Genomic DNA, 24785 nt, shown 5'->3' with positions numbered 1-24785 from the left:
GCCTATTTCAGCTCACTATACTTTATTTACATGTTGTACTAAAATTAAAGTATTATTTTAGCACAGTAATTGAAATTGTAATCATTATGAGTGGTAAAAGTAGTGTTTTTGATATGATTGGACCTGTAATGATCGGACCTTCCTCTTCACATACTGCCGGGGTGGTTAGAATTGCCAGGGCAGCTATCAGAGTTTTGGGGGGAAAACCTGACCATGCGGATATTACTTTCTACAATTCTTTTGCGAGGACTTACGAGGGCCATGGAAGTGATAAAGCAATCATCGCAGGCTTAATGGACTTTAAAACTGACGATCCCAAAATCAAGCAAGCTTTTGAATTGGCAGAGGAAAACAAGCTTACTTACAAATTCAAATCAATAGGAAATGCATCAGTGTATCATCCAAATACTATAAAACTGAATCTCACAAAAGGTGAGCAAAAAGTAGAAGTGATCGGTGAGAGCTTAGGAGGTGGATTGATTAATATATCGTTTGTAGATGGATTCATAGCTGATTTTTCTGCTCAATCCCACACATTGATCATCAAAGCCAATGATGTATCTGGAGCAATTGCATTTATCTCCAGTGTCATTGCACAAGAAAAGGCCAATATCGCTACAATGTCTGTTTCAAGAAAAGGAAAAAATGACCAAGCTTGTCATGTGATTGAGATGGATTCAGGTCTTCAGCCTATTACTATAGAATATTTAAAAAGCTTACAATGGATAAAAGAAATCATATATATACCAGATATTGACTTATAAAGAATGAAAAACAAATACACTTTAGCATTATTGCTTTCCTTTTTTTTATCAAATCTTGAATTAAAAGCGCAGGATAGCAATTACAATTCCTTAGATCTTCAATCTTGCATTGAGATCGCATTGGAAAACAACCTTACTTTAAAGAGAAGTGAAATAAATCTAGCCCTAAACGAAGCTACGCTTCTACAAAGCCAAGGTCAAAGATTACCTTCCCTCTCAGCTGGTGCAAGTTCTGGATATAGATGGGGACGTTCTATCAACCCAGTAACCAACCTCTTTGAAACAAACAGAATCGGTAATGTCAATCTTTCAGCGAATACGAATATGACCGTATTTGCTGGACAGCAAATAACCAATTCTATCAAACAAGCAAAAACTGATATTGAAGTAAGCAGGTTGAATGTAAAAACTACTGAAAACAATATCACTTTGAATGTGATCAATCTCTTTATCAATGTAATCTTCTCCGAAGAGCAACTCAAAATAGCAAGAAATCAACTAGCTTCAACAAAAGAGCAGCTTACCAATACTACAAAGCTCGTAGATGCTGGATCGCTGCCTTTGGCAAACAAACTAGATCTACAGGCTCAGAATGCAACAAATGAATTGGAAGTTTTAAACGCTGAAAACACATTGAGAGGCGCAAAGCTGAATTTGTTACAAGCAATGCAATTACCTTTTGACCCATATTTTAAAGTAATTGCCCCAGACTTGTCAGTTGAAAATATCGCATTATCAGGTCAAAGTGTGGATGAAATATACAATCTTTCAAAAGAGATTTTACCTCAAATCCAAGCAGCCGAACTAGCAGTAGAAAGTGCTGAATACGGCGTGAGGGCTGCAAAAGGAGCTTTTTATCCAACTCTAGGGATCGGTGCTAACTTATTCTCAAACTATGTAGATCGTACAACACCTGGATTTGATAGACCTGAGTTTATTACGCAAATTGAAAACAACCTTTCTCAAGCTGCAAATATCAGCTTGAATATTCCAATCTTCTCGAATTTCAGAAATAAATCCTCCCTACAAAGAGCAAGACTACAAAAAAATCTAAGTGAGATCACTGCATTTGAGACCAAAAATGAATTGAGACAGGATATTGAAGTTGCATTCACAAATGCAATAGCCTCAGACCAAGCATATAGATCATCTTTGGTGAGAGTAGCAGCATTGGAAGAATCTTTCCGAATATCACAACAAAGATTTGATGCAGGAGCTATCAATTTCGCTGATTTTCAATTAGCACAAAATAACCTGTTCAATGCACAAGCTGACCTCGTAACAGCTAAATATACATATATCTTTAGAGTAAAAGTTTTGGATTTTTATCTCGGTAACCCGCTTAATTTATAATCAATATCATGGCAAAGAAAAAGTCAAACAAAGTTCTTTATATCTTACTTGCTATAGTAGGAGTACTTGTTGTTTTCGCAATCATTGGAAAATCTGCCGGCTGGATCGGTGGTGAAAAAGAAGTAGCAGTAGAGTCTACGCTAGCCAAAAAATCGAGTATCATTGAGAAAGTTTCTGCATCTGGTGTCATCGAACCGGAAATTGAAGTGAAACTTAGTCCGGACGTAGCGGGGGAAATTATAGAGTTGAATGTAATGGAAGGTGATTCTGTCAAAGTGGGTGATCTTTTGGTCAAAATCAGACCTGACAACTTCATTTCTGCACTAGATAGAGCAAGAGCTAATCTCAATCAACAGAAAGCAAACCTTGCTCAAGCTCAAGCCAATTTGAAGAGATCTGAGGCTCAGTACACAAGAGCAGATTTAGACTATAAGAGAAATGAAAAATTGTACAATGATAAAGTAATTTCTGATTCAGATTGGGAATTGGCACAATCCAATTTCCTTACTGCCCAAAATGACCTGGAAGCCGCTAAGCAAACAGTATTGGGAGCAGAATACATTATCAAAAGTTCTCAAGCTACTGTAGATGAAGCCAACGAAAACCTTAGATTGACTAATGTTTATTCTCCTGTAAATGGTACAGTTTCTAAATTGTTGGTTGAAAAAGGAGAAAGAGTAGTAGGAACACAGCAAATGGCTGGTACCGAAATGCTTCGTCTTGCTGATCTGAGCAAAATGGAAGTAAGGGTAAATGTAAATGAAAATGACATTGTCAGAATCAGTTTAGGTGATACTACTTTGATAGATGTGGATTCTTATGCTTCTGTAGCAAAAAAATTCAAAGGAGTCGTGACTTCAATCGCAAATTCAGCAAATACCAAAGCAAGTATCGACGCTGTAACAGAGTTTGAGGTAAAAATAAGAATCATCAACGAATCTTATGCTGAACTAGTAACTGAGAAGAACAGATTTCCTTTCCGTCCAGGAATGACTGCAAGTGTTGATATCATTACACAGAAGAAAGAGAATGTATTAACTGTACCACTTGCTGCAGTGACTACACGAGAAGATCAAAAAAATGTAAGTCCAGACGGTACTTCAAAATTAAAAGAATTGGTATACACTGTCGAAAATGGCCGAGCAGTTCAAAAAGAAATCAAAACAGGGATTTCGGATTTTGACAATATTGAAATCATAGAAGGTGTAAACGAAGGAGAAGAAATAATCTCAGGCCCATATTTCGTGATCAGCAAACAACTGAAAGATAAAGATTTGCTTAAAGTCACTAAAAAGACTGAATAAGTTAACACAATTAAAAAAGTATATCAAAAAAGCAGGGTCAAGTTTGAACCCTGCTTTTCTAATTTTTGTGTATTTGTAAAAAAGGGTACCTGATAAAAGGCAATTGATGTGGAAAGAAAATTCACTTTTTCTTCAATCCGTTTTACTTTTTCATACTTGTTTCAATACAAATTTGGAATAACGAAGTTTTTTTTATAAAATCAGAACCTGAATCAAATTCTTTTCAAATGAAAAAATCAATATTTACAATATTTGCATTCATTCTTTGCATGGTAAGTTTCGCTCAGGAATCTAAATATTATAATAAGTTTTTTATTCAAATTAATGATATTGAGCTTTATAAACCTTTATATTTTTCACAATTGAATGTTAGCAATGAAATGAGCTCAGAAAAATTCTATTCCATGGATAGCATTTTAGTGAAAGAAACGATAACAAAGCAGGATAAATCTAATAGCAGTGTAATTGAGACTGGAACAATCTATAACAAAGAAGGAAATATCATTCAAAAAAACACAATCAATAAAAATAGCAATCATAAATATACTGAGATTTATAATACAGATGGAAAATTAACCAAAACCATCAAATCGGTAGGACCAATGATTATCGAAGAAGCTCATTTTGACAATCAAGGCAAAGTAATTCCCAATCTCAAAACAATAGAACCAGAACCCTATAGAGGTAGACAAGGTTGGAATGAGTATATTGGAAGGCACTTGAAGTATCCTAAAGATATGAAAAAAAATGGAGTAGAAGGGACTGTCAATATTAGCTTTAATATCACGGAAAACGGTGATTTAACAGATATTGAGTTGATTAACCCTGAAGATGCCCATCCTTCATTAAATGAAGAAGCCCTAAGAGTAATCAAAAATTACCCCCACAAATGGACTCCAGCCATGCTAGATGGCAAGCCTATTGTATATAATATAAATATGCCTATACGATTTAAATTGGGAGCCTAAAGTCAATTTAAACTTGGCTTCTTTCCCAATTTCTCAACTGATCATATACCAAATGTACCGGTAATCCCATCACTGTGTAAAATGATCCCTCTATCCTATCCACCGCTATATAACCAATCCATTCTTGAATGCCATAAGCTCCTGCTTTATCGAATGGTTTGAATGTCTCGATGTAAAATTCAATCTCTTCCTTATCCAGTTTTTTGAAGCTTACACTGACAGTATCCTGAAGTGTCACTTGCTTTGTCTTTGAAGTAAGAGTGATACCCGTGACAACTTCATGAACCCCATCAGATAATGAATTGATCATTTCAAAGGCATCATTTTTATCAATTGGTTTTCCCAAAATCTGATTGTTCACTATCACTACTGTATCTGCAGTAATCAAAATTTCATTTGCTTCAATTTCTTCCAAAAATGCATCAGCCTTTTTCTTGGAAAGAAATCCTGCTACCTCAAAAGGGTTCATCTCAGATGGAAAACTTTCATCAGTATCCTTGGTCCTCACTGTAAAATCAATCCCCAAACCTTTCAAAAGTTCATTTCTGCGAGGTGATTTTGAGGCCAAAACTACATGGTGATTCTTTAAATTGATCATGACTGGTACATTTGGTAAGGAAAAGCAAACTCACTTTCTTCAATCGACGCAAACAGCAGTCCTGAAAGTGTTTTTGGATAGAAATATGTTGATTTTTGAGGCATGGTGTGTCCAGATTTACAGACTTCCAAAACTTGATTCATGGAAATATCCTTCGTGATCAATGAAAATGAAGCTTTCCAAGAAATAGTCTTCAAAACACATCTTCTTAGATTCCTTTCATATTCAATCTGATCTGAATAACGCTGTTTTTCCAAAGGTATCCCCAAAACTTTTTCCACAAAAAAGTAATGCAATACCATCAAGTCAAGATTTCTGATCACTTCAGGAATCTCTGATGGCATCAGGTCAATATTTTCCTCATAAAACCTAATCTTGTAAGCATTCTCTCCTATAATCAATCCAAAAGCCCATTTTTTTTGTAAAATTAGCTCTTCGATTTCTTCTACATCATTCAGTTTTTTAACAAAAAAGAACTCACTAATCTGCTCCAAAAGAGCTTCTTCTTCAAATTGAAACCCCGTAAAAATCCTATGTGTTGGAAGGATTCTCAAATCTTTGGAATGTGCATTTGTGAAGTACATCATATGGTAATTATATGATTCAAAACCAGTATGTGAAGGATTATTCTCCAGACTCGATTTCCGATATTCAATTGCTCCTTCATATCGGTGGTGACCATCAGCCAAAATGATTTGCTTGTCTTTGATTACCTTGATGAATTTTGCTATTATTTCAGCATCTTGAATGACTGCCAAAACTTCTCTGACACCTTGATAATCCTCCAAATCATAGAGTGGATCTTCTATTGCCTTATCCATAAAAGCCTCCAAGGAATGGCTTTCGTCTTCATATAGTCCATGTGTTGCACTTGGCTGAAACTTGGTTGCTTTCAAAAGTTCAACTCGGTCATTTACAGCTTTGGCAATGGTATTTTCATGCCTAAGTACGACATCCTCTTCCCAGTCATACGCCTTGATATTAGCTACAAACCCTTTTCTACAAGATTCTTGTTCTTGTCCAGGCAATCTGAAATATTGGTAATAGACATAGATTCCTGGCACTTTGTCTTGCACAAGTACTTGGTCCTTTTTCCATTTCTCCAAACACTGTGCTGCATTCTGTGCGGGATTTTCTCCCAAAGGAACTGATAGATGGATACTATTTAATGGGTTGTTGTAAAGAGCTTCCCGCTGTTTGGTTGATACTACATCAAATAGTGGAGAAGTCAAATCCTCAATCTGCTTGGTGAATTTCTCATGGTATCTCCAAGCCTTGATAGGTAATATCTCTGCCATTAAAGTAGTCTGTTTTTCCAGTTGGTTCTTGGCAATGCATCATTCTGCAATGAATTCACTCTGCGCAAGTCTGTTTTCTGTTTTTCATAAAGTGAAACAGCAGCTGCGGAAAGTAGAGCAAGCTCTTCTTCAGTCCACTGAATGTCCAATTTCTCAGGTGTAAAGTACTTTTCTACAAATTTGGTGTCGAAATCCCCTGACCTAAAGGCTTCATGCTCCATCACAAACTTACAGAAGCCCAAAGTCGTCTCAATTCCAGTAATCTGATATTCTTCAATCGCCCTAATCATCCTGTCCATTGCCAATTCTCTAGTATCTGCATGTGTGATCAGCTTTGCTATCATTGGATCATAATAGATTGGAATATCCATGCCCTGTTCGAACCCATCATCTACCCTAACACCGGATCCTTGAGGCCTGATGTAAGTTTGCAGATTTCCGATATCAGGCAAAAAGTTATTTCTTGGATCTTCTGCATACACCCTCACCTCTACTGCATGTCCATGAATCTTCAAATCCTCTTGGGAAAAGCTCAATGGATGACCTTCGGCGATCAGAATCTGTTCCTTCACCAAATCTTTCCCAGTAATCATTTCAGTGACAGGATGCTCTACCTGAAGCCTGGTATTCATCTCCAGAAAGTAAAAATTCAATTTTTCATCAACAATAAATTCTACAGTACCAGCACCATAATAATCACATGCCTTTGCAACTTTCACTGCTGCCTCTCCCATTGCTTTACGCATTTGGTCAGATACTACGGCAGATGGAGCTTCTTCAATTACTTTTTGATGCCTTCTTTGTACTGAACATTCTCTTTCAAACAAATGAATGACATTTCCATGCATATCTCCCAACACTTGTATTTCTATGTGTCTGGGAGAAGTTATGTATTTTTCTATAAAAACTGCACCATCCCCAAAAGCAGATTCTGCTTCAGAAATAGCCCTATTCATCTGCTCTTCAAACTCCTCTTCATTTTCGACTATTCGCATTCCTTTTCCACCTCCACCAGCGCTAGCTTTGATCAAAATGGGATAGCCTATTTCATTTGCTTTAACTTTGGCAGCTGGGATATCTGAAATCGCATCTTCAGTACCAGGCACCATCGGAATATCATATTTTGATACCGCGTGCTTTGCGGCAAGCTTGGACCCCATCACTTCTATAGCAGCTGGAGATGGCCCTACAAAGATGATTCCTGCATCAGTTACTTTTTGGGCAAAAGAAGCATTTTCAGACAGGAATCCATAGCCGGGGTGGATTGCATCTACATTCAAACTTTTGGATACTTCAATAATTTTATCCATCAGAAGATAGGATTTGGAAGAAGCAGGAGGTCCTAAGCAAACGGCTTCATCAGCAAATTTCACATGAGGAGCATTTCTGTCAGCCTCGCTATACACAGCTACTGTCTTGATTCCCATTTCTTTGGCAGTACGCATTATCCTAAGGCTGATTTCACCTCTATTTGCAACCAAAAGCTTTTGAATTTTTTTCATATTTGGGTTTTATTAATATCCATAAAAAGCATAACCCACGAAGTAAAGAAAATTTAGCGAGTATGTGAAAGATTATTTGAATTGAGGGTCAAATTTTGCAGAGGTGGGCAAAATGTGTTACTTTTGGCGAGTTTAGCGGAAAGTTCCGCAAGCAGTAAATTGTAAAACTTAAACGTTTTAAACTTTGGATTTATTCGAAAAATTAAATACCAATCTTGGCCCATTGGGCAAGCATTCGGAATTATCAGAAGGATATTTTACTTTTCCAAAATTAGAGGGAGAGATTGCTCCGAGGATGAAATTTAAGGGCAAAGATGTCTTGACTTGGAGTCTAAATAACTATCTAGGTTTGGCTAATCATCCTGAAATCAGAAAAGCAGATGCTGATGCCGCTGCAAAATGGGGAGCAGCTTATCCGATGGGAGCGAGAATGATGTCTGGTCAGACGGATCTTCACGAGCAGTTGGAAAGAGAACTTGCCGAATTTGTTGGTAAAGAAAGCTCATACCTATTGAACTATGGCTATCAAGGAATCATGTCAGTAATCGATTCATTGCTTGATAGAAAAGATGTAGTAGTATATGACAGTGAGTGCCATGCCTGTATCATTGATGCACTGAGAATGCACTTGGGTAAGCGGTATGTATTTCCTCATAATGATATCGAAAACTGTGAGACACAACTAAAAAGAGCCACCAAACTAGCTGAAGAAACTGGCGGTGGAATTCTTTTGATCACAGAAGGTGTTTTTGGAATGACTGGTGATCAAGGTAAGCTTGCTGAAATTGTGAAATTGAAGGAGAAGTTTGATTTTAGACTACTGGTGGATGATGCACATGGTTTTGGCACTATGGGACAAACTGGAGCAGGTACAGGTGAAGAGCAAGGTATCCAAAGTCAAATCGATCTTTATTTCTCTACTTTTGCGAAGTCTATGGCTTCTATCGGAGCATTCATCGCCGGAGATGCGAATGTGATCCATTACCTAAAATACAACATGCGTTCACAGATTTACGCCAAATCTTTGCCGATGTTATTGGTAGAGGGCGCGTTGAAAAGATTAGAACTGCTTAGGACTAAGCCTGAATTGAAGGATAACCTTTGGAAAATCGTAAATGCACTAAAATCAGGTCTTATTGAAAAAGGATTTAGTATTGGCAAATCCAACTCACCGGTGACCCCTGTGGTGTTGAATGGTACTGTAGGAGAAGCTGCTACTTTGAGTAAGGATTTGAGGGAGAATTACAATATCTTCTGCTCTGTGGTGATCTATCCGGTAGTCCCTAAAGGCATGATTATTCTAAGACTAATTCCTACAGCTGTCCATACATTGGAAGATGTCAGTGAAACGATAGCAGCGTTTGAGGCAGTAAAGGAAAAACTAACTAGTGGATTCTACAAGAGTTCGGATCTTGCTATTTCATTTGGGGAATAAAAAAACCTCAAAAAATAGCTTTAAACTGTTCTTTTATAAACATTTTGCATATATTGAACAAAAAATAAACTTATCATCAACCTTAAAATTAATTTTTACTATGAGCAAATTTAGCGAAATTAAAGATCTTGTAATGGGTCTTGAAGCTGACTTCGAGAAATTCTACGATAAAGGCAACCAAGCTGCTGGAACAAGAGTTAGAAAAGGTATGCAAGACCTTAAGAACTTGGCGCAGGATATTCGTAAGGAAGTTCAAGATAAAAAGAATGCTGGCTGATCTAAGCATTTCAAAAAAGCATAAAAAAAGGCAATCGTTTGGTTGCCTTTTTTTATTTTCCATTTTTAAGAAGAAGCAAAAAAGCCGTCAAAGACAATTCTTCGACGGCTTACAAACGCTTGTATGCTTGTTGGTTACTTCTTCTCCATCTCTACAGAGACTTCTATCTTGTTGTTTTCTCTATCTACATCCGCCAATCTCATACTAGGATCGATTTCTACACTTTTGATCTCTGAAATTGGTCTAGCCAATTTCACCTCAGTTGTATAATCTGTCCAAGGCCACTTTTGTGTCAAGACTCTTTTAGGCATCCCTGATTCTTCAGGCTTCTCTCCTCTTTGGATTACCAAAGGCAAATAAATCAACTCTTGCGATCCATCTTGGTAGGTGACTACCACATCCAAAGGCATAGGCATCATACCCTTTCGCTCCAAAATGATTTTAGTATCCTTCCCAGCTGCTTCTACTGACTTCACACCATAATCAATCTGCTTGGTAGATGCAATGAAATAATCATAATACCAATCCAATTCCAAGCCACTGACTTTTTCAAAAGTCCTGATCACATCATTCCCATTGGGATGCTTGAATTGGAAATCGTTCCACAATTTTAACAAGGCTTTGTCAAAATTTTCTTTGCCTACTACATAAGCCATTTGCTCTACGAAAACAGCTCCTTTGTTATAAGTACCAGGGCCATAAGCTGAATTCAAATTGTAATGATCACCATGGGTCGTCAAAGGCTCTTCATAGCCTGCTCCTGCTAACCTAAAATATGATCTATAACTTCCGTTATGGACAAAGTTAGGATCCTTCTCAAAAACTGCATCCATTACTACGCTCGTACCCCATGTTGTAAACCCTTCATCCAACCATGGCTCAGAGGATTCATTGAATCCCAATACACCATAATACCAGCTATGTATAAGTTCATGAACAGTCACACCAACCAAACTCCTTAGGTTTCTATGTCCAGTAATCAATGTAGCCATAGGATATTCCATCCCTCCATCGCCGCCTTGGATTACTGAATATTGATCGTAAGGATATTTCCCAAAATTCTCACTGCAATATTTGATGGCATCAATTGTATATTGCATCAATTTCCCCCAATTCTCCTCTGTTTTTTCATCTTTTACATATAGCAAATGAACCATTGGCCCATTCTCCATTTGTTCTTTTACCAATGTATATTTTGGATCTGCTGCCCACATGAAATCATGAACATTTGGAGCTGTAAAATGCCAAGTCAATTCTTTTGACTTTGTAGCAGGCACTTTTACACCTGCATCTTCATAACCTTTTCCTATTTGATTTGCATTTTCAAGATATCCAGTTCCTCCCAATAGATAATCTTTATCAATGGTGATCTTCACATCGAAATCTCCAAAATTGCCGTAAAACTCTCTTCCGATGTATGGATTTGCATGCCAACCTCTTACATCATAGGCGGCCATTTTTGGATACCATTGCGACATCGAATAGCGGATTCCTTCAGCATTGTCTCTTCCTGCCCTTCTCACTTGAAGTGGAACTTGACCAAAAAATTCCATATCAAAAACCACCGTCTCTCCTGGCAAAATTGGTTCTGCTAGGTTAACTTCAAGAATCGTCTCTTCATGATCAAAATCTACGGTTTTCCCGTTCATTTTCAATGATTTGACCTCCAAAATCCCATACTCTTCTGGAGAAAGACTTTGAATTCTATCTCTGACTCTTCTATCTGGATCAGCTATCGTTCTCGATCTCACATCCATCATACTATTAGGCTGAAAAGCATTATAGTACAAATGATAGAATGCCCGATCCAATGTATCAGGTGAATTGTTAGTATAATGAAGCTTTTGTGTCCCTGTATATTGGTTTTTCACAACATCCATTTTCACATCCATTTCATATTTAACTTTCTGCTGAAAGCGGTCTTTCTGTGCGTGCGTAAGCGTTGTGATCCCCAGAAGAGAAAGCAAACCTACAGCAAACCTTAATCTCTTAATCATATTATTTAGGTTTTTTTGCTAAAATAATCTAAAATACATTTGACTTACAAGCCGTTGATAAAATATACATGTTTTAAAGCATATCATTTAGAATTACTTCATTAATGTGATGATCTTAACATTGGGATTTGCCAAAAACTTAATAAATCTTAGTTTACTATTTTATTATTTGTAATGCTCTTGGTAATACTTCTGATAATCACCAGAAGTTACATTATTGAGCCATTCTTCATTCTCCAAGTACCAATCAATTGTTTTTGAAATACCTTCCTCAAATTGTAAGCTTGGCTCCCAACCCAATTCATTTTGGATTTTGCTTGCATCTATGGCGTAGCGCATATCATGACCTGCCCGGTCTGTAACATAAGTAATCAGTTTTTCTGAAGTACCTTGTTCTTTGCCCAATTTTTCGTCCATTTTTCGACAAAGCAATTTAACGATATCAATGTTTTTCCATTCATTGAAGCCCCCGACATTGTAAGTCTCTCCAACTTTCCCCTGATGGAACACCACATCAATAGCCCTAGCATGATCTACCACAAATAGCCAATCCCTAATATTTTCTCCTTTTCCATAAACGGGGAGCGGTCTATCATTTTTGATATTGTGGATACAAAGTGGAATAAGTTTTTCAGGAAACTGATTGGGCCCATAGTTGTTGGAACAATTCGTAATCACGGTTTTCAAACCATAAGTATTCGCATAAGCCCTTACAAAATGATCAGAGGCAGCTTTTGATGCAGAATATGGCGACTGAGGATCATAAGGTGTCGTCTCAGTAAAAAACCCACCATGATCTAAAGAACCATAAACTTCATCCGTAGAAACATGATAGAAAAGGTGATCTTTAAGATTTTTCCAGTAGGTCTTTGCCACATTAAGCAAATTCACAGTTCCGATCACATTGGTATTCACAAAAGCAAGTGGGTCAGAGATGGATCTATCTACATGGGATTCAGCTGCCAAATGAATGACATCTGTGATCTTATGCATTTCGAAAACTCTCTTCAATTCGTCAATATCCAAAAGGTTAACTTTTTCAAAAATGTAATTTGGAGCATTTTCGACAGCTTTTAGGTTTTCTAGGTTACCTGCATAGGTTAAGCAGTCAAGATTTACAATTTTGTAATCTCTGTATTTTTCAATAAAAAGCTGGACTACATGACTTCCGATAAATCCGGCCCCTCCTGTTATTAGTATACTTTTAGACATTTTCGTTGATAATTATGAATGTATTTTAAAAACATGGAGATGGGGATCCTGCAATCTCCCAATTGTTTTTTTGCCTTATAAAAAGGTTACTTTTTGTAATAAGCTTTATACCAGTCTACAAATTTTGCTACTCCCTCAACTACTGAAGTGGTTGGGCTATATCCAGTATCTCTGATCAAGTCGCTGACATCTGCAAATGTAGCTGGTACATCGCCCGGTTGTATTGGCAACATATCTTTTTCGGCAACTTTTCCCATAGCATTTTCCAAAGCTTTGATGTAATCCATTAGCTCGACAGGATTACTGTTTCCTATATTGTAAACTTTAAATGGAGCCTTCGAGCTTCCAGGATCCGGGTTGTCACCTCCCCAGTTTTCATTTGGAGAAGCCGGCCTATCGGAAACTCTCACAATTCCCTCCACAATATCATCTACATAAGTAAAATCTCGTTTCATTTTACCATGGTTAAAAACTTTGATTGCCTTATCGTTATCAATCGCATCAGCAAAAAGAAACAAGGCCATATCAGGTCTACCCCAAGGTCCATAAACAGTGAAAAACCTTAAACCAGTCGTCGGGATATTGAACAAGTGGCTGTAAGTATGTGCCATTAATTCATTGGCTTTTTTTGTGGTAGCATAAAGACTCACAGGATGGTCAACATTATCTGTCGTGGCAAATGGCATCTTGGTATTGGATCCATATACAGAGCTTGATGATGCATACACCAAGTGCTTTACTGGATAAGCTCTACAAGCTTCCAATATATTCATAAACCCTTGAATGTTTGCCTGAATATACGCATCTGGATTTTCCAAAGAATACCTAACACCTGCTTGAGCTGCTAGATTGACAACAACATCAATTTCTTCTTTCTTAAAAACCTCCAAAAGTTGTTCTTTGTCAGCGATATCCAATTGCATAAATGTGTACCCTTGAAGTTTCTCTGATTTTACAGCTTTTCCATACGCTACTTCCTCACGGATAATCCCTGCTGCTTCAAGTCTATTATACTTCAAATTTACATCATAATAGTCGTTGATGTTATCTACTCCAAAAACCTCATCACCTCTTTTGATCAAAGCATTTGTAAGGTGAAAACCGATAAATCCAGCTGTTCCTGTGATAAAATATTTCATGAGTCAAATTATTATATTTATAAAAAAGCAAACAGACCTACACCTCTTGGTCCATAAGCCTATAATACTCTTTTAGTATTTTTTGATGTATGACTTTCCTGTCATACTTTTCTTTTACTTCATGGTAGAGATTATCTGCCAAACCTTGCATATATTCCCTCTTCACATATGCAAACTCCAAAGCATCCTTTATCACATCGATTTTTTTTACAGGAAACATCAAACCGGATTTCCTATCACTTATCACATCCTTGTTTCCTATGATATTTGAGCAAATTATTGGTAATTGCATTGCTCCTGCTTCAAGTAAGACATTGGGAAACCCCTCTCTATACGATGCGTGTACTAATATATCTGAGATTGCCATATAATGAGAAACATGATCTGTCCATTCTATCTGTATGATTTTGGGATGATCTTGAATCTGTCTCAAAATTTGATCATCAATAGGATCTAATTCTTGCTCAAAAGAACCCAATAGAACAAGTTTTGACTTATTGACTATCTTGGAAGCTAAGAATGCCTTTACCAAGTCTTCGATACCTTTATCTTTCACCAATCTACCCACTCCGAGGATGATAAATTCATTTTCACCAGGCAAAATCCGCATAGTCGCTGCTACAAGATGGTTTTCTTTTAACGAGTGCCTGTTGAAAACATTGAGATCTACACCATTGCTAGATCCGGAGCCAATGATATTTAATTTTGAAGCATCTACCAACTTCTCCGAAAGTATAAACTTCATCAGTGATTCTGAGTTTGGCCAGACTTCAGTAGCATATTTGAATGTCCATTTTTCTGCCTTCATCAAAAGACTCTTCTTGTTCTTTTCGGCAGCCATATATGGCATTCCTGCCACAGTATGGATCCTAATTTTGACACCTGCAAACTTGGCTGCAATCATTCCCAGTAAACCTGCTTTTGGAGTATGGGTATGGACAATATCAGGCTTTTCTTTTCTGAATAGCCTAAACAACAACCACAGGCAATATAAATCCCAAATGGGTGTTATACGCCTAGTAAATGGGATGATATGATGTGGGCAATTTTCTCTTTTTGAAACTTCATGAATCTCTCTTCCATCTGCACTCACCATCAGCACTTCCCAACCTGCATCCTTCATAAATTTCATCTGTCCAGAAAGCAAAAGTTTGAGTGATAAAGGAACAGTAGTTATTCGAATTAATTTTGGCATTAAATTTCTGGGTTAAAACTTCAAAGATAAGCTTTTATTCTTTTTTAATTTGAATAAAAAGGTATGTTATTTTACATAAATGCAAAAAACGGACTACTTACCATAGATTTCAAAAAATTTATTTTCCGACTCAACAGTACCTATCAAAATAATTTCATGCCCTTTTTTCAAAACAATTTCAGGTTCAGGATTGATCTGTGTTGATTCATCATTCCGAACCCCAATTACAGTGCAACCTGTTTCCTTTCTAATTGAAGATTCCAAAATTGACTTCCCTTCCAATTTTTTTGGGACACGAACTTTGATCAAATCAAGCCCTTCTGCTACCATCAGTATATCTGACCTTTGTAATAGATTCAAAATAGTGTTGGCTCCCATAGATGCATAAGACATCACAAAATCAGAACCTGCCCTATGCATGGTTCCTAAATTTCTTTCAAGTGTGGATCTAGTAATAATCTGAATGTCAGGCCTCAACATTCTACAATAAATAGTTAGATAGACATTGACATCGTCATCATGGGAGGTTATAATTACACATGGAGAATCATTTATCCCTGCAATTTTTAGAATTTCAAACTCTGCTGCATCTCCAAAAATTGTTTTTTCTCTATCATAAATCCTTGTAACATCTTTCTCAACAATCCTATAATCTATATTTCGCTTTGCCAGGGCCCTACCCGTTGCTCTTCCTACTCTTCCTCCACCTATGATAATCACTGGAGAATTGACCTCTGATTTGACTCCGTGTGTCTTGTTGTAGCTATTTATTTGTTCGTTTGATCCAGCCAAGACCAAAACTGTACTCTCTGATATCAGCGTATCAGGTTGAGGAGACTTGAATTTACCCCTTTCCCAAACACCAACTACACTCACACCAATCTCCTGCCTCAAATTAGTTTCTCTCAACATCTGACCAACCAAAGTCGAACCTGTAACCATTGCCTCGGCAATCTGCAAATCATCAAATCTACCTATAACATGGGCTCGGGCATCACCACCATTGGCGCGACGAGAGAGAAACAATCCCATAATTTCACCCAAATGCAACACATGATTACTTCCTGCCAGTTTGAGTATATCATCAGAATGCTCAAAACTACAAGTTGAAATAATAGGGACGGTTTTTGAAATCCCTCTTACAGTAAATGCCACATTGGTGTTCAATACGTCTGATTCAGTAGTAGCTACCAAAGCCGCTTTTTCTACACGTGCAGCCTTATATGCTTCTGGATCGACCAAACTTCCCAACATCACCTTTACTCCAAGTTCTCGCAAGCGCAATCCTTCTGCAAAATCTTCAACCAAAACCACATATTTATAGTTGAATCTATCAAGTTTTTTGATCAAAGCCTCTGTCACCGTTCCGTATCTTGTCAAAATCACATGGCCTCGTGTGTTTTCAGGTAGTTCACTTGGTACTTTTGCCTGTTCTTGAGCTTTCATCCAAGGTGAATAAAAAAAGTTGATAAAAGTAAATGGAAATAAAACCAATAAAAACAGCATTCCAGAAAGCAATACAATGATAGAAAACAAACGGCCTGCATCACTATGAAAAGTAATGTCTCCAAAACCCAATGTGGACATCACTGTCAAAGTCCAGTAAAAACCTGTGATAAAAGAGAAAGATTGCCCTTCCTGAATCATCAAAAAATGAAAGATTACAGAAAAAACAGTAATCATCACAAAAAGCACTATAATGAACCTAAATAGGATCTTTAGATTCCTACGATCCGGTTTATTCTTTAACAATAATGTTACCTGAGCTGAAAGAAATTTCATATTAAAAGAAGATTAAAAGCTTAAAATTTTCTATTGCAGAAAGATAAGTATTATCTACAGAAACATGAAACAGATTATCTTCAGATATACAACTCTATAAACAATACATGATTTTACAATCGATTGAATTAGTAATCATAATTATGTGTATTTTTAAAATACTCAACACATAAAAATGAAGTTTATATGAATAACCTAAAAATCGAACTGAAATGGGCTGTACTTTTTATCCTAATGGGCTTGGTTTGGATCTTACTAGAGAAGTCCTTTGGATTACATGACAAGTATATATCACAGCATGCAATTTATACAAATCTGATTGCTCTACCTTCTATAGCCATTTACATATTTGCGCTATTGGATAAGAGAAAAAATTTCTATGAAGGGAAAATGACCTACTTACAAGGTGTTTTTACAGGTCTGATCATTACGCTTTTTGTAACATTTCTAACTCCTGTTTCTCAATACATCACTTCGATGTATATCACCCCTGAGTACTTCCCAAATGTAATCGATTATGTTGTGAGTTCAGGTCAGATGACAATGGAAGAAGCCAAAGCATATTTCAATTTGGAAAGCTATTTATATCAAAGTGTTATTTTCGCCCCAATAGCAGGCACTGTTACCACTTTGATCGTAGCCATTTTTACAAGAAAAAAATAAGGGCTGAAGGAATAATCCAACAGCCCTTATTACAAATCCAATAAATAGAATAGCTACAAGTTAGGCTAGGTTTTAATCTTTCTGAAAAACACGAACATAATCTACAGCCATTTGCTGTGGGAAAACCGTCGTTCCATCTGGATTTCCTGGCCAATTTCCCCCAACAGCCATATTTATCAATAGAAAGAATGGTTTTCGAAATTCATCCATAGATGAAGGGCTGATGTCTTGTTCGTGAAACATTACATCATCGAGCAACCAAGTGATCTTATTTGCCTCCCAAATGATAGAATAAACATGGAAATTGTCTGCTAATTTGGACCCTCCAGAGAGGGTTTTCAATCCCCCTCTGTATGAATAAGTTCCATTATTATCCCAGTGAAGCGTTCCATGTACCGTATCATCCCTTCCACTTGCGTTTCCTCCTATCATTTCCATGATGTCGATTTCTCCACATGCAGGCCAGCTAATATCAGTAATACTTTCACCTAGCATCCAGAAAGCAGGCCAAATGCCTTGTCCTTTTGGCAATGCCGCTCGGATATCTATTCTACCAAATTGAAACACCTGCTTTCCTTGGGTTTTTAATCGTGAAGAGGTGTAATTTTTTCCTCCAGCACTCTCTTGCTTAGCTGTGATTACCAAAAAACCATCTTTAAGTTCTGCATTTTCTCTTCTATAGAATTGAAGTTCATTGTTTCCCCAGCCACATAAGCCCGGACAGCCATCACCTATTTCAAAAACCCAATCACTTGATAAAGTCGTACCGTTAAACTCATCATTCCAAGTCAAGGAGTACCCATCATATTCCATAGGAGATTCAAATCCAGATGTTGGAAATCCTATCCCAAGATTTTGTTCAGTGATAGACACTACCTCTTCTTTCTTAATAAAGTCAGCCTCGGTAGCATGTGCTTGAACAGTAATTGTGTAGTCCCCTACTTGCTCATATCTATAAGTAGCTTCAGTACCTGATACAAGCTCTGGAGAACTGCTGCTTGTTCCAAAACTTACCCTAAAGAAATTTGCTTTTTCAGCAGAGAAATTAACCTTCACTATTCCGTTTTCTAACTCAGTAACATTCACCACCAAGTTACTTGGAAGCGTTACTTGATCTTCAGCTTCGTCTTGAGTACATGAATTTACCCCAACAAGTGTAAGAAAAAGGAAACAGAATTGAATTGTTTTGAACATAACTATCATCTTTAATCATTATCAGGAATCAAGACAAAAGTCCAGAATACCCCTGCGGCTACATTTACATTGATTGAAATTGTCAATTCTTCCTGCCCACCTTCATTTACATAATCAATAACATCGTAAGTCACAGACCTATTCGCGACTGGAGGACCAGCTCCATATTCACCGTCATTGAAAGCCTTAGCCAATACGATAAATGCACCAGTACCTGTCACAGTTATCTTTGCCGTCTCTGTCTCTGTGGCTTCTGTTAAAGTAAATGTATGTGTTCCCGGCCCCCAAGCTTCACCTGGTGTACCTACGAGATTAGATGCCGGCTGACACCCCTCGCTACCTGTACCCATGTAATTCTCTGCAAATATGTCACCTTGAGGATCGTATGTATATACTCCTCCTTCACCGAATATATAAAGATCATTGAACAAACAGGCTCTATCACCAGAGATATCATTTCCATTTGGGAAAAACTCGTCGCTACCTGGTCTTGGACCTACGCCAAATGCTCTTGCAGCGGGTTTTAACTTCCAAGTTTTGGTACCATCTCCAATAAGACTTTCAATCCTAAATTCTTTAGGATCTATAGGCTCTGGTTCTGGCTCTGGCTCTACGCCAGGATCAAAATCTTCTGGAATCAACCTGAGATACCAAGCAAAGTCATTATTTGCTTGATCTACCATTCTCAAAAAGAGTTCATTTTCCTCTATTTTGATTATTTGATATGTTCTGGTACCTGCGAAATAACCAATAAACCCTCCTTGTGAAATAGTCAGCTCAGGGTAAGCTCCTTCTGGCTCAACTATGCTCCATTTCAAGTTATCTGGTGCTTCATAAGGTGCAGACAAATCTCCAACTCCAGGGTCAAATGCGCCAGGGAAGTTGCTGCCTTGTGCTCCATTTAGATACACAAAACCGTTGGTTTCCATTTTGAAATTAAAGCCATCCAAAAAGAATGTATATCTATCAGTGTACATTCCTGAACCTTCTTTTTCATTTGCTTGTGCTGCATACCACTCAGGAAAATCACCTGCGGCAGATGGATTTGGTCCAAGACCAAAATGACCAGGACGAGTAGCGTCAATTTTCCACGTTTTCCCTTCAGTTGCTGATGCTCCACCTGTCAGTGCATTAAACAAAGGCTTATCCAACAACAAAGGATCTGTTTCTGCGATTACCACCTCTTTACTGAAAGAAACATTTCCGGCATTATTAAACACTGTCAAAGTAACAGTATAGGTACCTGCCACGGGGTATGTTCCAGTTACAGTTTTGCCTGTGCCAGAAGCTCCATTACCCAAGTCCCAATTCATGATAAAAAATTCATTATCAGCTGTGAATTGGAGAATATTATTGCTTGTCGCTGTCGGCTGAAAACTGAAATTAGCCTCAGCCTCTGTTGGAGGATTTCCTTCCAAGGAATACTCCTCAACACATGCTGCCAAAGCAATAATTGGCAGCATTAACCATAAATATTTTAGATATCTTTTCATTTTTTTTTATTTAATAGCCAGGATTCTGATTCCAAATACCACCTGCTAGATCTATTTCAACCTGAGGAATAGGGAACAACTCATGTTTACCAGTAACAAATCCGTTGATTCTGTTAGCAGCTTGACCTGTTCTTACCAAATCAAAGAATCTATAACCTTCTCCAGACAACTCAAACCTTCTCTCATCAAGAATAGCTTGATAAAGCGCATCACCTGAGCTATTGATTGCAGGCATTGAAACCCTGCTTCTGACTTTATTCAACTCAGTTCTTGCCCTGCCGTCGTTACCTGATCTTTGGAATGCTTCTGCTGCCATTAGCAACACATCAGCCCATCTGATAACTCTGTAATTCAAAGGACTTGTGAGATCATCATCTGGAAGACCTCTTTCGTCTAACCTTTTGATATACTTATTATTAAAAAAACCTGTATGACCACCTCCACCAATTGCATAAGTGATTTCAGAGGCATTTGGCTGTGCAGCGATGAATTCATCGAGATTTAGAGCCGTAGCATCTCTTCTAATATCACCATCTGCAAAAGAATCATATAAATCTTGGGTAGGTAGGTTGTAGCTATTACCATCAGCATATAATGGGCCGTTGTATAATCTTATGCTATGAAAACCAACTGCTGCATTCCCATTCAAACAAATAAGACAACCGTAATCCCCCCCTTGAAGTCCACTAAACTGAATGGTAAATACATCCTCTGCGACATTTTGATTATTTGCATAAAAAAGAGTACTGTAATCTGAAAACAGAGAATAACCTCCCTGATTGTTGTCTATCAACTCCCCTAAAACAGTAGCTGCCTCAGCATATTTATTCTGATAAAGTAAAGCCTTACCCAATAACGCCTTGGCTGCTCCGCTTGTAAGCCTTCCTGTCTCTGCAACTGTCGGAGGAAGTGTAGCTATTGCATCTCTCAAATCAGCTTCAATCTGTTGATAAATTTCTGCTTTTGGCGCCCTTGGGGTATTTGAAATTTCATTGATAGAAATTCTTCTCCCCACTATCAGTGGCATATCTCCAAAATATTTCACCAAATTGAAATAGAAATATGCACGCATCATCTTTGCTTCTGCCAGAATTACATTTTTTCCGGAAAAATCTATTTTATCTTGATTTTCGAAGATATAGTTTGCCCTAGCGATGCCAGTATAGTTGACACGCATCACTGCTCTAAGTTCATCATTGACACCACCATGAGTCATGCTTTCTATTTCATGAAGACCCCTGCTATCATTTACACTTTCTCCTCCAGCGATAGAGTTGTCAGATGCTATCTCGCCAATCCATATGTTTAAGTAAGCTGGCTGCATCATATCATACACTCCTATGATAGCCCTTTCAAAATCTTCCTGCGTATTGAAGAAGTTTTCTGCATCCTGAGTAAACTCAGGGTCAATGTTCAACAAACTGTCACAAGCGGTAAATATCCATAAAGACATGAATAGAAACCATTTATTAGTATTTTTCATGATTTTTAGAATTTAATATTTAAACCTGCCATAAATGTGCGTGCCTGAGGATAAATCCCATTATCGACACCTGCAAAAAGTGGATTACCCGACCCCACATCTGGATCAAATCCTTGATATCTTGTCAAGGTAACAAGGTTATTGGCCGCTAAATAAAATCTGAAATACTGAATACCTATTTTTTGGGAAATCGTATTTGGAATTGTGTAGCCAAGCTGGACGTTTCTCAATCTAACAAAAGACCCATCTTCCACATAGAAATCTGAGAATACAGTATTCCTAGTAGCTCCTGTAGTCAATCTAGGCACTTCATTGGAGGTTCCCGGGCCTGTCCATCTGTCGATGTTATAAGCTAACTGATTAGCAAAAGGCTGCTGTCTTTCATAGTTTCTAATGATATCCTGACCAAGAGCAGCATATACATTTGCCCCAACATCAAAACCTTTGAAATCCACATTAAAATTGAATCCCATAATCATATTAGGAATTGGGGAACCAATCATAGTTCTGTCAGAATCATCACCAAAATTGATAATTCCATCTCCATTTTGATCTACAAATCTCAAATCACCCGGCTGTGCACCTTGCTGAACTACTGGACTGGAAGCAATTTCCTCTGCTGTCTGGAAAATACCATCTGTCTGATATCCTACAAAGTAGCCAATTGGAAATCCTTTTTGGAACCTAGTTGCAACATTACCTCCAACACTAAAAGCAGCACCTGGAATAAATTCAAACCCTTCTGGAACTGCAGTCACTTCATTTTTCAAGAAAGTAACATTGTAATCAAACCTAAAATTCACCCCTTCACTTCTGTTGGTTCCATAGCCAAGTTCTAATTCAATCCCCCTATTCAATACATCACCGGCATTGATTACAGGTGGAGAACCTCCTGGGCCGTAAGATCCGAGTAAAGCAGAAACATCAGGTTGAAACAATAGATCTTTGGTATTTTTGATAAAATAATTTGCTGTGAAATCTATGCTATTGAACAATGAAAAATCCAATCCAATATTTGTCTGATAGGTAGTTTCCCATTTCAAATCCGGATTACTTGTATTACCAATAGCTGCACCATTGATGATCAAATCGTTGAAAACATAAGTGGCAGAACCGTTCAACAAACCTCTGTATCTGAATAATCCAATTTGGTCATTTCCAGACACACCAAAACTTGTTCTCAGTTTCATAAAGTCAATTGCTTTCACATTGAAAAATGGTTCGTCTGATATCAACCAAGCACCTGAAATAGCAGGGAAATAACCAATTCTGTTATTTGGGCCAAAGTTAGTAGAACCATCCCTTCTCAAGATTGCAGAGACAAAATATCGCTGCTTGTAATCATACTCTCCTCTGATAAAAGCAGAAGTGAGTCTCTGCCTACTTTGAAATGATCCAACATTATTCAAGAAACCACCTGGAGCTTGGTTGGCAGAGATATCCGCAAAGTTCAAATCATTGTTTGGGATATTGAAGCCTACACCATTCAAGCCTTCACTTCTATTTCCCACCAATGAAAGCCCAAACATACCTTTGACTCTGTGATCTTCGCCAAACTTATTGTCATAATTCAGGAATGTCTCCAAGTTATAATCTAAAAAGGTATTTCTAGATTCATTGACACTTGCGCCTCTTTCAATTTCCAATCCTCCAACATCTACCAATACCGGGTCAAGGTTTTCGTTCCTTGCCGAATTGGCAAACTTTCCAGGGCCGTACCATACCAATGGGTTAAAACTCTTAGAATCTACCATGGCATAGTTATATCCTACTCTACCTGTCCATGTGAAATTATTATTGATTTTATATTCAATCTCTTCTTTACCTACAATTTTGTTTACAAAAGTGTTGTTGTAGGTATTTTCCATCTGAGCAATGGGATTAATGATATCATTTACATTTTCTAGATATGAAAACCTATTCCCTACCCTGATAGTCTCAGTAGGATATGCATTGATTGTATTATAAAGAACAGATCCTATACCACCTTGCGGTAAGCCGCTGCTTTCTTCTCTAGTAAACAGCAATACATTTGTAAACTTGACTTTCGGTGCTATTTCTGTAGTGAAATTGATCCTTGCATTGTATCTTTCAAAATTAGCTTTCGGACCTCCAACTATTCCCTGCTGTCCAAAATAGGATCCTCCAATAGAGTAGGAAGTTTTCTGAGTACCGCCAGTCACAGTCATATTGTACTCTTGAATAGGTGCTTCTTGGAAAACAGCATCTTGCCAATTAGTACCTTCTCCCAATTCAGTATTATTGAAAGGCAAAGCTTGTCCACCAGCAGCAAAAGCTTCATTTTTTAGGATTGCATATTCCCTTGCATTGAGTAAGTCTAGTTTTCTGGCCGTTTGTTGCACCCCATAATAGGCATTAAAATCAAGTCGTGGCTTTGATCCTAAACTTCCTTTTTTGGTTTCAATCAAAATCACACCATTTGCAGCTCTAACACCATAAATACCTGCTGTACCATCCTTCAACACATTCACTGATTCAATGTCGTTAGGATTTAAAGCATTGAGGCCGGCAGCATCATAGATTACACCATCCACCAATATAAGTGGATCATTGTCACCAAAGGTGCCAATACCTCTAATCCTGATGTTTGATGTACCCCCTGGCGCACCTGAATTGGTAGTGATGTTGACTCCGGCTATTTTCCCTTGAAGCGCTTGATCCACTCTAGGCATATTCATAGCTTCTATAGCTTCTCCTTTCACCTGAGAAGTAGCCCCTGTCAATTCTCTCTTAGTGGCAGATCCATATCCAATAACGACTACTTCGTTTAGATTAGTTAAATCTTCCTCTAGCACTACATTGATTTCGGAGTTACTTCCCACAGCTATTGTCTGCGATTTGAAACCAATGAATGAAAATTGCAATTCATCACCTGTGGTGGCATTGATACTAAAATTGCCATCGAGATCTGTTACTGTCCCAATGGTCGATTTAAGTTTGAGAACGCTAACTCCAGGAATCGGAAAACCAGTTTCATCTGTAACTGTCCCTTTGGTTACAGTAGATTGTGCCCATGCTCCGAAATTCAAAGCAAAAGCAAAACACAGTAATAAAATTTTTCTCATTTGTTTTGGATTTATTGATACCCCAAGTTGAATACATACCTC

Annotated in this window: 19 protein-coding genes; 7 read left to right on the top strand and 12 right to left on the bottom strand. The window is 37.7% G+C overall.

Annotated features, from left to right (window positions below; all coding sequences use genetic code 11):
• Positions 1 to 86: 86 nt before the first annotated feature.
• From sdaAB to MM213_RS17000, 4 genes are all read left to right on the top strand, one after another.
• The gene (gene sdaAB / locus MM213_RS17015) at positions 87 to 764 is read left to right on the top strand and encodes an L-serine ammonia-lyase, iron-sulfur-dependent subunit beta (protein ID WP_241414100.1); all 678 of its coding nucleotides are present in this window, start codon (positions 87 to 89) and stop codon (positions 762 to 764) included.
• 3 nt (positions 765 to 767) lie between these two features.
• On the top strand, positions 768 to 2117 hold the full coding sequence (locus MM213_RS17010) for a TolC family protein (protein ID WP_241414099.1): 1350 nt from the start codon (positions 768 to 770) through the stop codon (positions 2115 to 2117).
• Positions 2118 to 2125: 8 nt separating this feature from the next.
• Positions 2126 to 3421, top strand: a complete 1296-nt coding sequence (locus tag MM213_RS17005; protein WP_241414098.1) for an efflux RND transporter periplasmic adaptor subunit — start codon at positions 2126 to 2128, stop codon at positions 3419 to 3421.
• A 227-nt stretch (positions 3422 to 3648) separates the two neighbouring features.
• Positions 3649 to 4389: an energy transducer TonB gene (locus tag MM213_RS17000; RefSeq protein ID WP_241414097.1), complete on the top strand. Its 741-nt coding sequence runs from the start codon at positions 3649 to 3651 to the stop codon at positions 4387 to 4389.
• A 7-nt stretch (positions 4390 to 4396) separates the two neighbouring features.
• Here MM213_RS17000 and MM213_RS16995 read toward each other — a convergent pair whose 3' ends face one another.
• Genes MM213_RS16995 through accC form a run of 3 tightly spaced genes read right to left on the bottom strand, consistent with a single transcriptional unit; the run spans position 4397 to position 7787 of the window.
• Positions 4397 to 4987 carry a Maf family nucleotide pyrophosphatase gene (locus MM213_RS16995; protein ID WP_241414096.1) on the bottom strand — a complete coding sequence of 197 codons (591 nt, stop codon included), beginning with the start codon at positions 4985 to 4987 and terminating at the stop codon, positions 4397 to 4399.
• Positions 4984 to 6285, bottom strand: a complete 1302-nt coding sequence (locus MM213_RS16990; RefSeq protein ID WP_241414095.1) for a DUF1015 domain-containing protein — start codon at positions 6283 to 6285, stop codon at positions 4984 to 4986. Before MM213_RS16990 ends, MM213_RS16995 begins: the two co-directional genes overlap by 4 nt.
• Complete coding sequence (gene accC, locus MM213_RS16985) at positions 6285 to 7787, bottom strand: acetyl-CoA carboxylase biotin carboxylase subunit (protein ID WP_241414094.1); 1503 nt, start codon at positions 7785 to 7787, stop codon at positions 6285 to 6287. The genes MM213_RS16990 and accC overlap by 1 nt, the downstream gene beginning before the upstream one ends.
• 184 nt (positions 7788 to 7971) lie before the next feature.
• Between accC and MM213_RS16980 the strand changes: the two genes are divergently transcribed.
• Entirely contained in the window at positions 7972 to 9222 is a 1251-nt protein-coding gene (locus tag MM213_RS16980; protein WP_241414093.1) for an aminotransferase class I/II-fold pyridoxal phosphate-dependent enzyme, read from the top strand.
• A 100-nt stretch (positions 9223 to 9322) separates the two neighbouring features.
• On the top strand, positions 9323 to 9499 hold the full coding sequence (locus MM213_RS16975; protein ID WP_241414092.1) for a BF3379 family histone-like protein: 177 nt from the start codon (positions 9323 to 9325) through the stop codon (positions 9497 to 9499).
• A gap of 134 nt (positions 9500 to 9633) precedes the next feature.
• Here MM213_RS16975 and MM213_RS16970 read toward each other — a convergent pair whose 3' ends face one another.
• The 5 genes from MM213_RS16970 to MM213_RS16950 all read right to left on the bottom strand — a co-directional run bounded on the left by MM213_RS16970 (position 9634) and on the right by MM213_RS16950 (position 16824).
• A complete protein-coding gene (locus tag MM213_RS16970) occupies positions 9634 to 11496 on the bottom strand; it encodes a M1 family metallopeptidase (RefSeq protein ID WP_241414091.1) in 1863 nt (620 codons plus the stop codon).
• Between the two features lie 165 nt (positions 11497 to 11661).
• On the bottom strand, positions 11662 to 12708 hold the full coding sequence (gene rfbB, locus MM213_RS16965; RefSeq protein WP_241414090.1) for a dTDP-glucose 4,6-dehydratase: 1047 nt from the start codon (positions 12706 to 12708) through the stop codon (positions 11662 to 11664).
• Positions 12709 to 12794: 86 nt separating this feature from the next.
• A complete protein-coding gene (locus MM213_RS16960; protein WP_241414089.1) occupies positions 12795 to 13847 on the bottom strand; it encodes an NAD-dependent epimerase in 1053 nt (350 codons plus the stop codon).
• A gap of 37 nt (positions 13848 to 13884) precedes the next feature.
• Positions 13885 to 15042, bottom strand: coding sequence for a glycosyltransferase family 4 protein (locus tag MM213_RS16955; protein WP_241414088.1), 1158 nt, complete (start codon positions 15040 to 15042; stop codon positions 13885 to 13887).
• A gap of 93 nt (positions 15043 to 15135) precedes the next feature.
• The gene (locus MM213_RS16950) at positions 15136 to 16824 is read right to left on the bottom strand and encodes a potassium channel family protein (protein WP_241414087.1); all 1689 of its coding nucleotides are present in this window, start codon (positions 16822 to 16824) and stop codon (positions 15136 to 15138) included.
• Positions 16825 to 17010: 186 nt separating this feature from the next.
• Here MM213_RS16950 and MM213_RS16945 point away from each other — a divergent pair, with 186 nt between their 5' ends.
• Entirely contained in the window at positions 17011 to 17487 is a 477-nt protein-coding gene (locus tag MM213_RS16945; protein ID WP_241414086.1) for a DUF4199 domain-containing protein, read from the top strand.
• A 72-nt stretch (positions 17488 to 17559) separates the two neighbouring features.
• Here MM213_RS16945 and MM213_RS16940 read toward each other — a convergent pair whose 3' ends face one another.
• Genes MM213_RS16940 through MM213_RS16925 form a run of 4 tightly spaced genes read right to left on the bottom strand, consistent with a single transcriptional unit; the run spans position 17560 to position 24743 of the window.
• Entirely contained in the window at positions 17560 to 18681 is a 1122-nt protein-coding gene (locus tag MM213_RS16940; protein WP_241414085.1) for a glycoside hydrolase family 16 protein, read from the bottom strand.
• An 11-nt stretch (positions 18682 to 18692) separates the two neighbouring features.
• A complete protein-coding gene (locus tag MM213_RS16935) occupies positions 18693 to 20174 on the bottom strand; it encodes a PKD domain-containing protein (RefSeq protein WP_241414084.1) in 1482 nt (493 codons plus the stop codon).
• A 10-nt stretch (positions 20175 to 20184) separates the two neighbouring features.
• Positions 20185 to 21657: a RagB/SusD family nutrient uptake outer membrane protein gene (locus MM213_RS16930; protein ID WP_241414083.1), complete on the bottom strand. Its 1473-nt coding sequence runs from the start codon at positions 21655 to 21657 to the stop codon at positions 20185 to 20187.
• A 5-nt stretch (positions 21658 to 21662) separates the two neighbouring features.
• On the bottom strand, positions 21663 to 24743 hold the full coding sequence (locus MM213_RS16925; protein ID WP_241414082.1) for a SusC/RagA family TonB-linked outer membrane protein: 3081 nt from the start codon (positions 24741 to 24743) through the stop codon (positions 21663 to 21665).
• Positions 24744 to 24785 lie beyond the last annotated feature (42 nt).

Source organism: Belliella alkalica (assembly GCF_022549785.1).
Lineage (GTDB): Bacteria > Bacteroidota > Bacteroidia > Cytophagales > Cyclobacteriaceae > Belliella > Belliella alkalica.
This window is presented reverse-complemented; position numbering and strand designations above follow the sequence as displayed.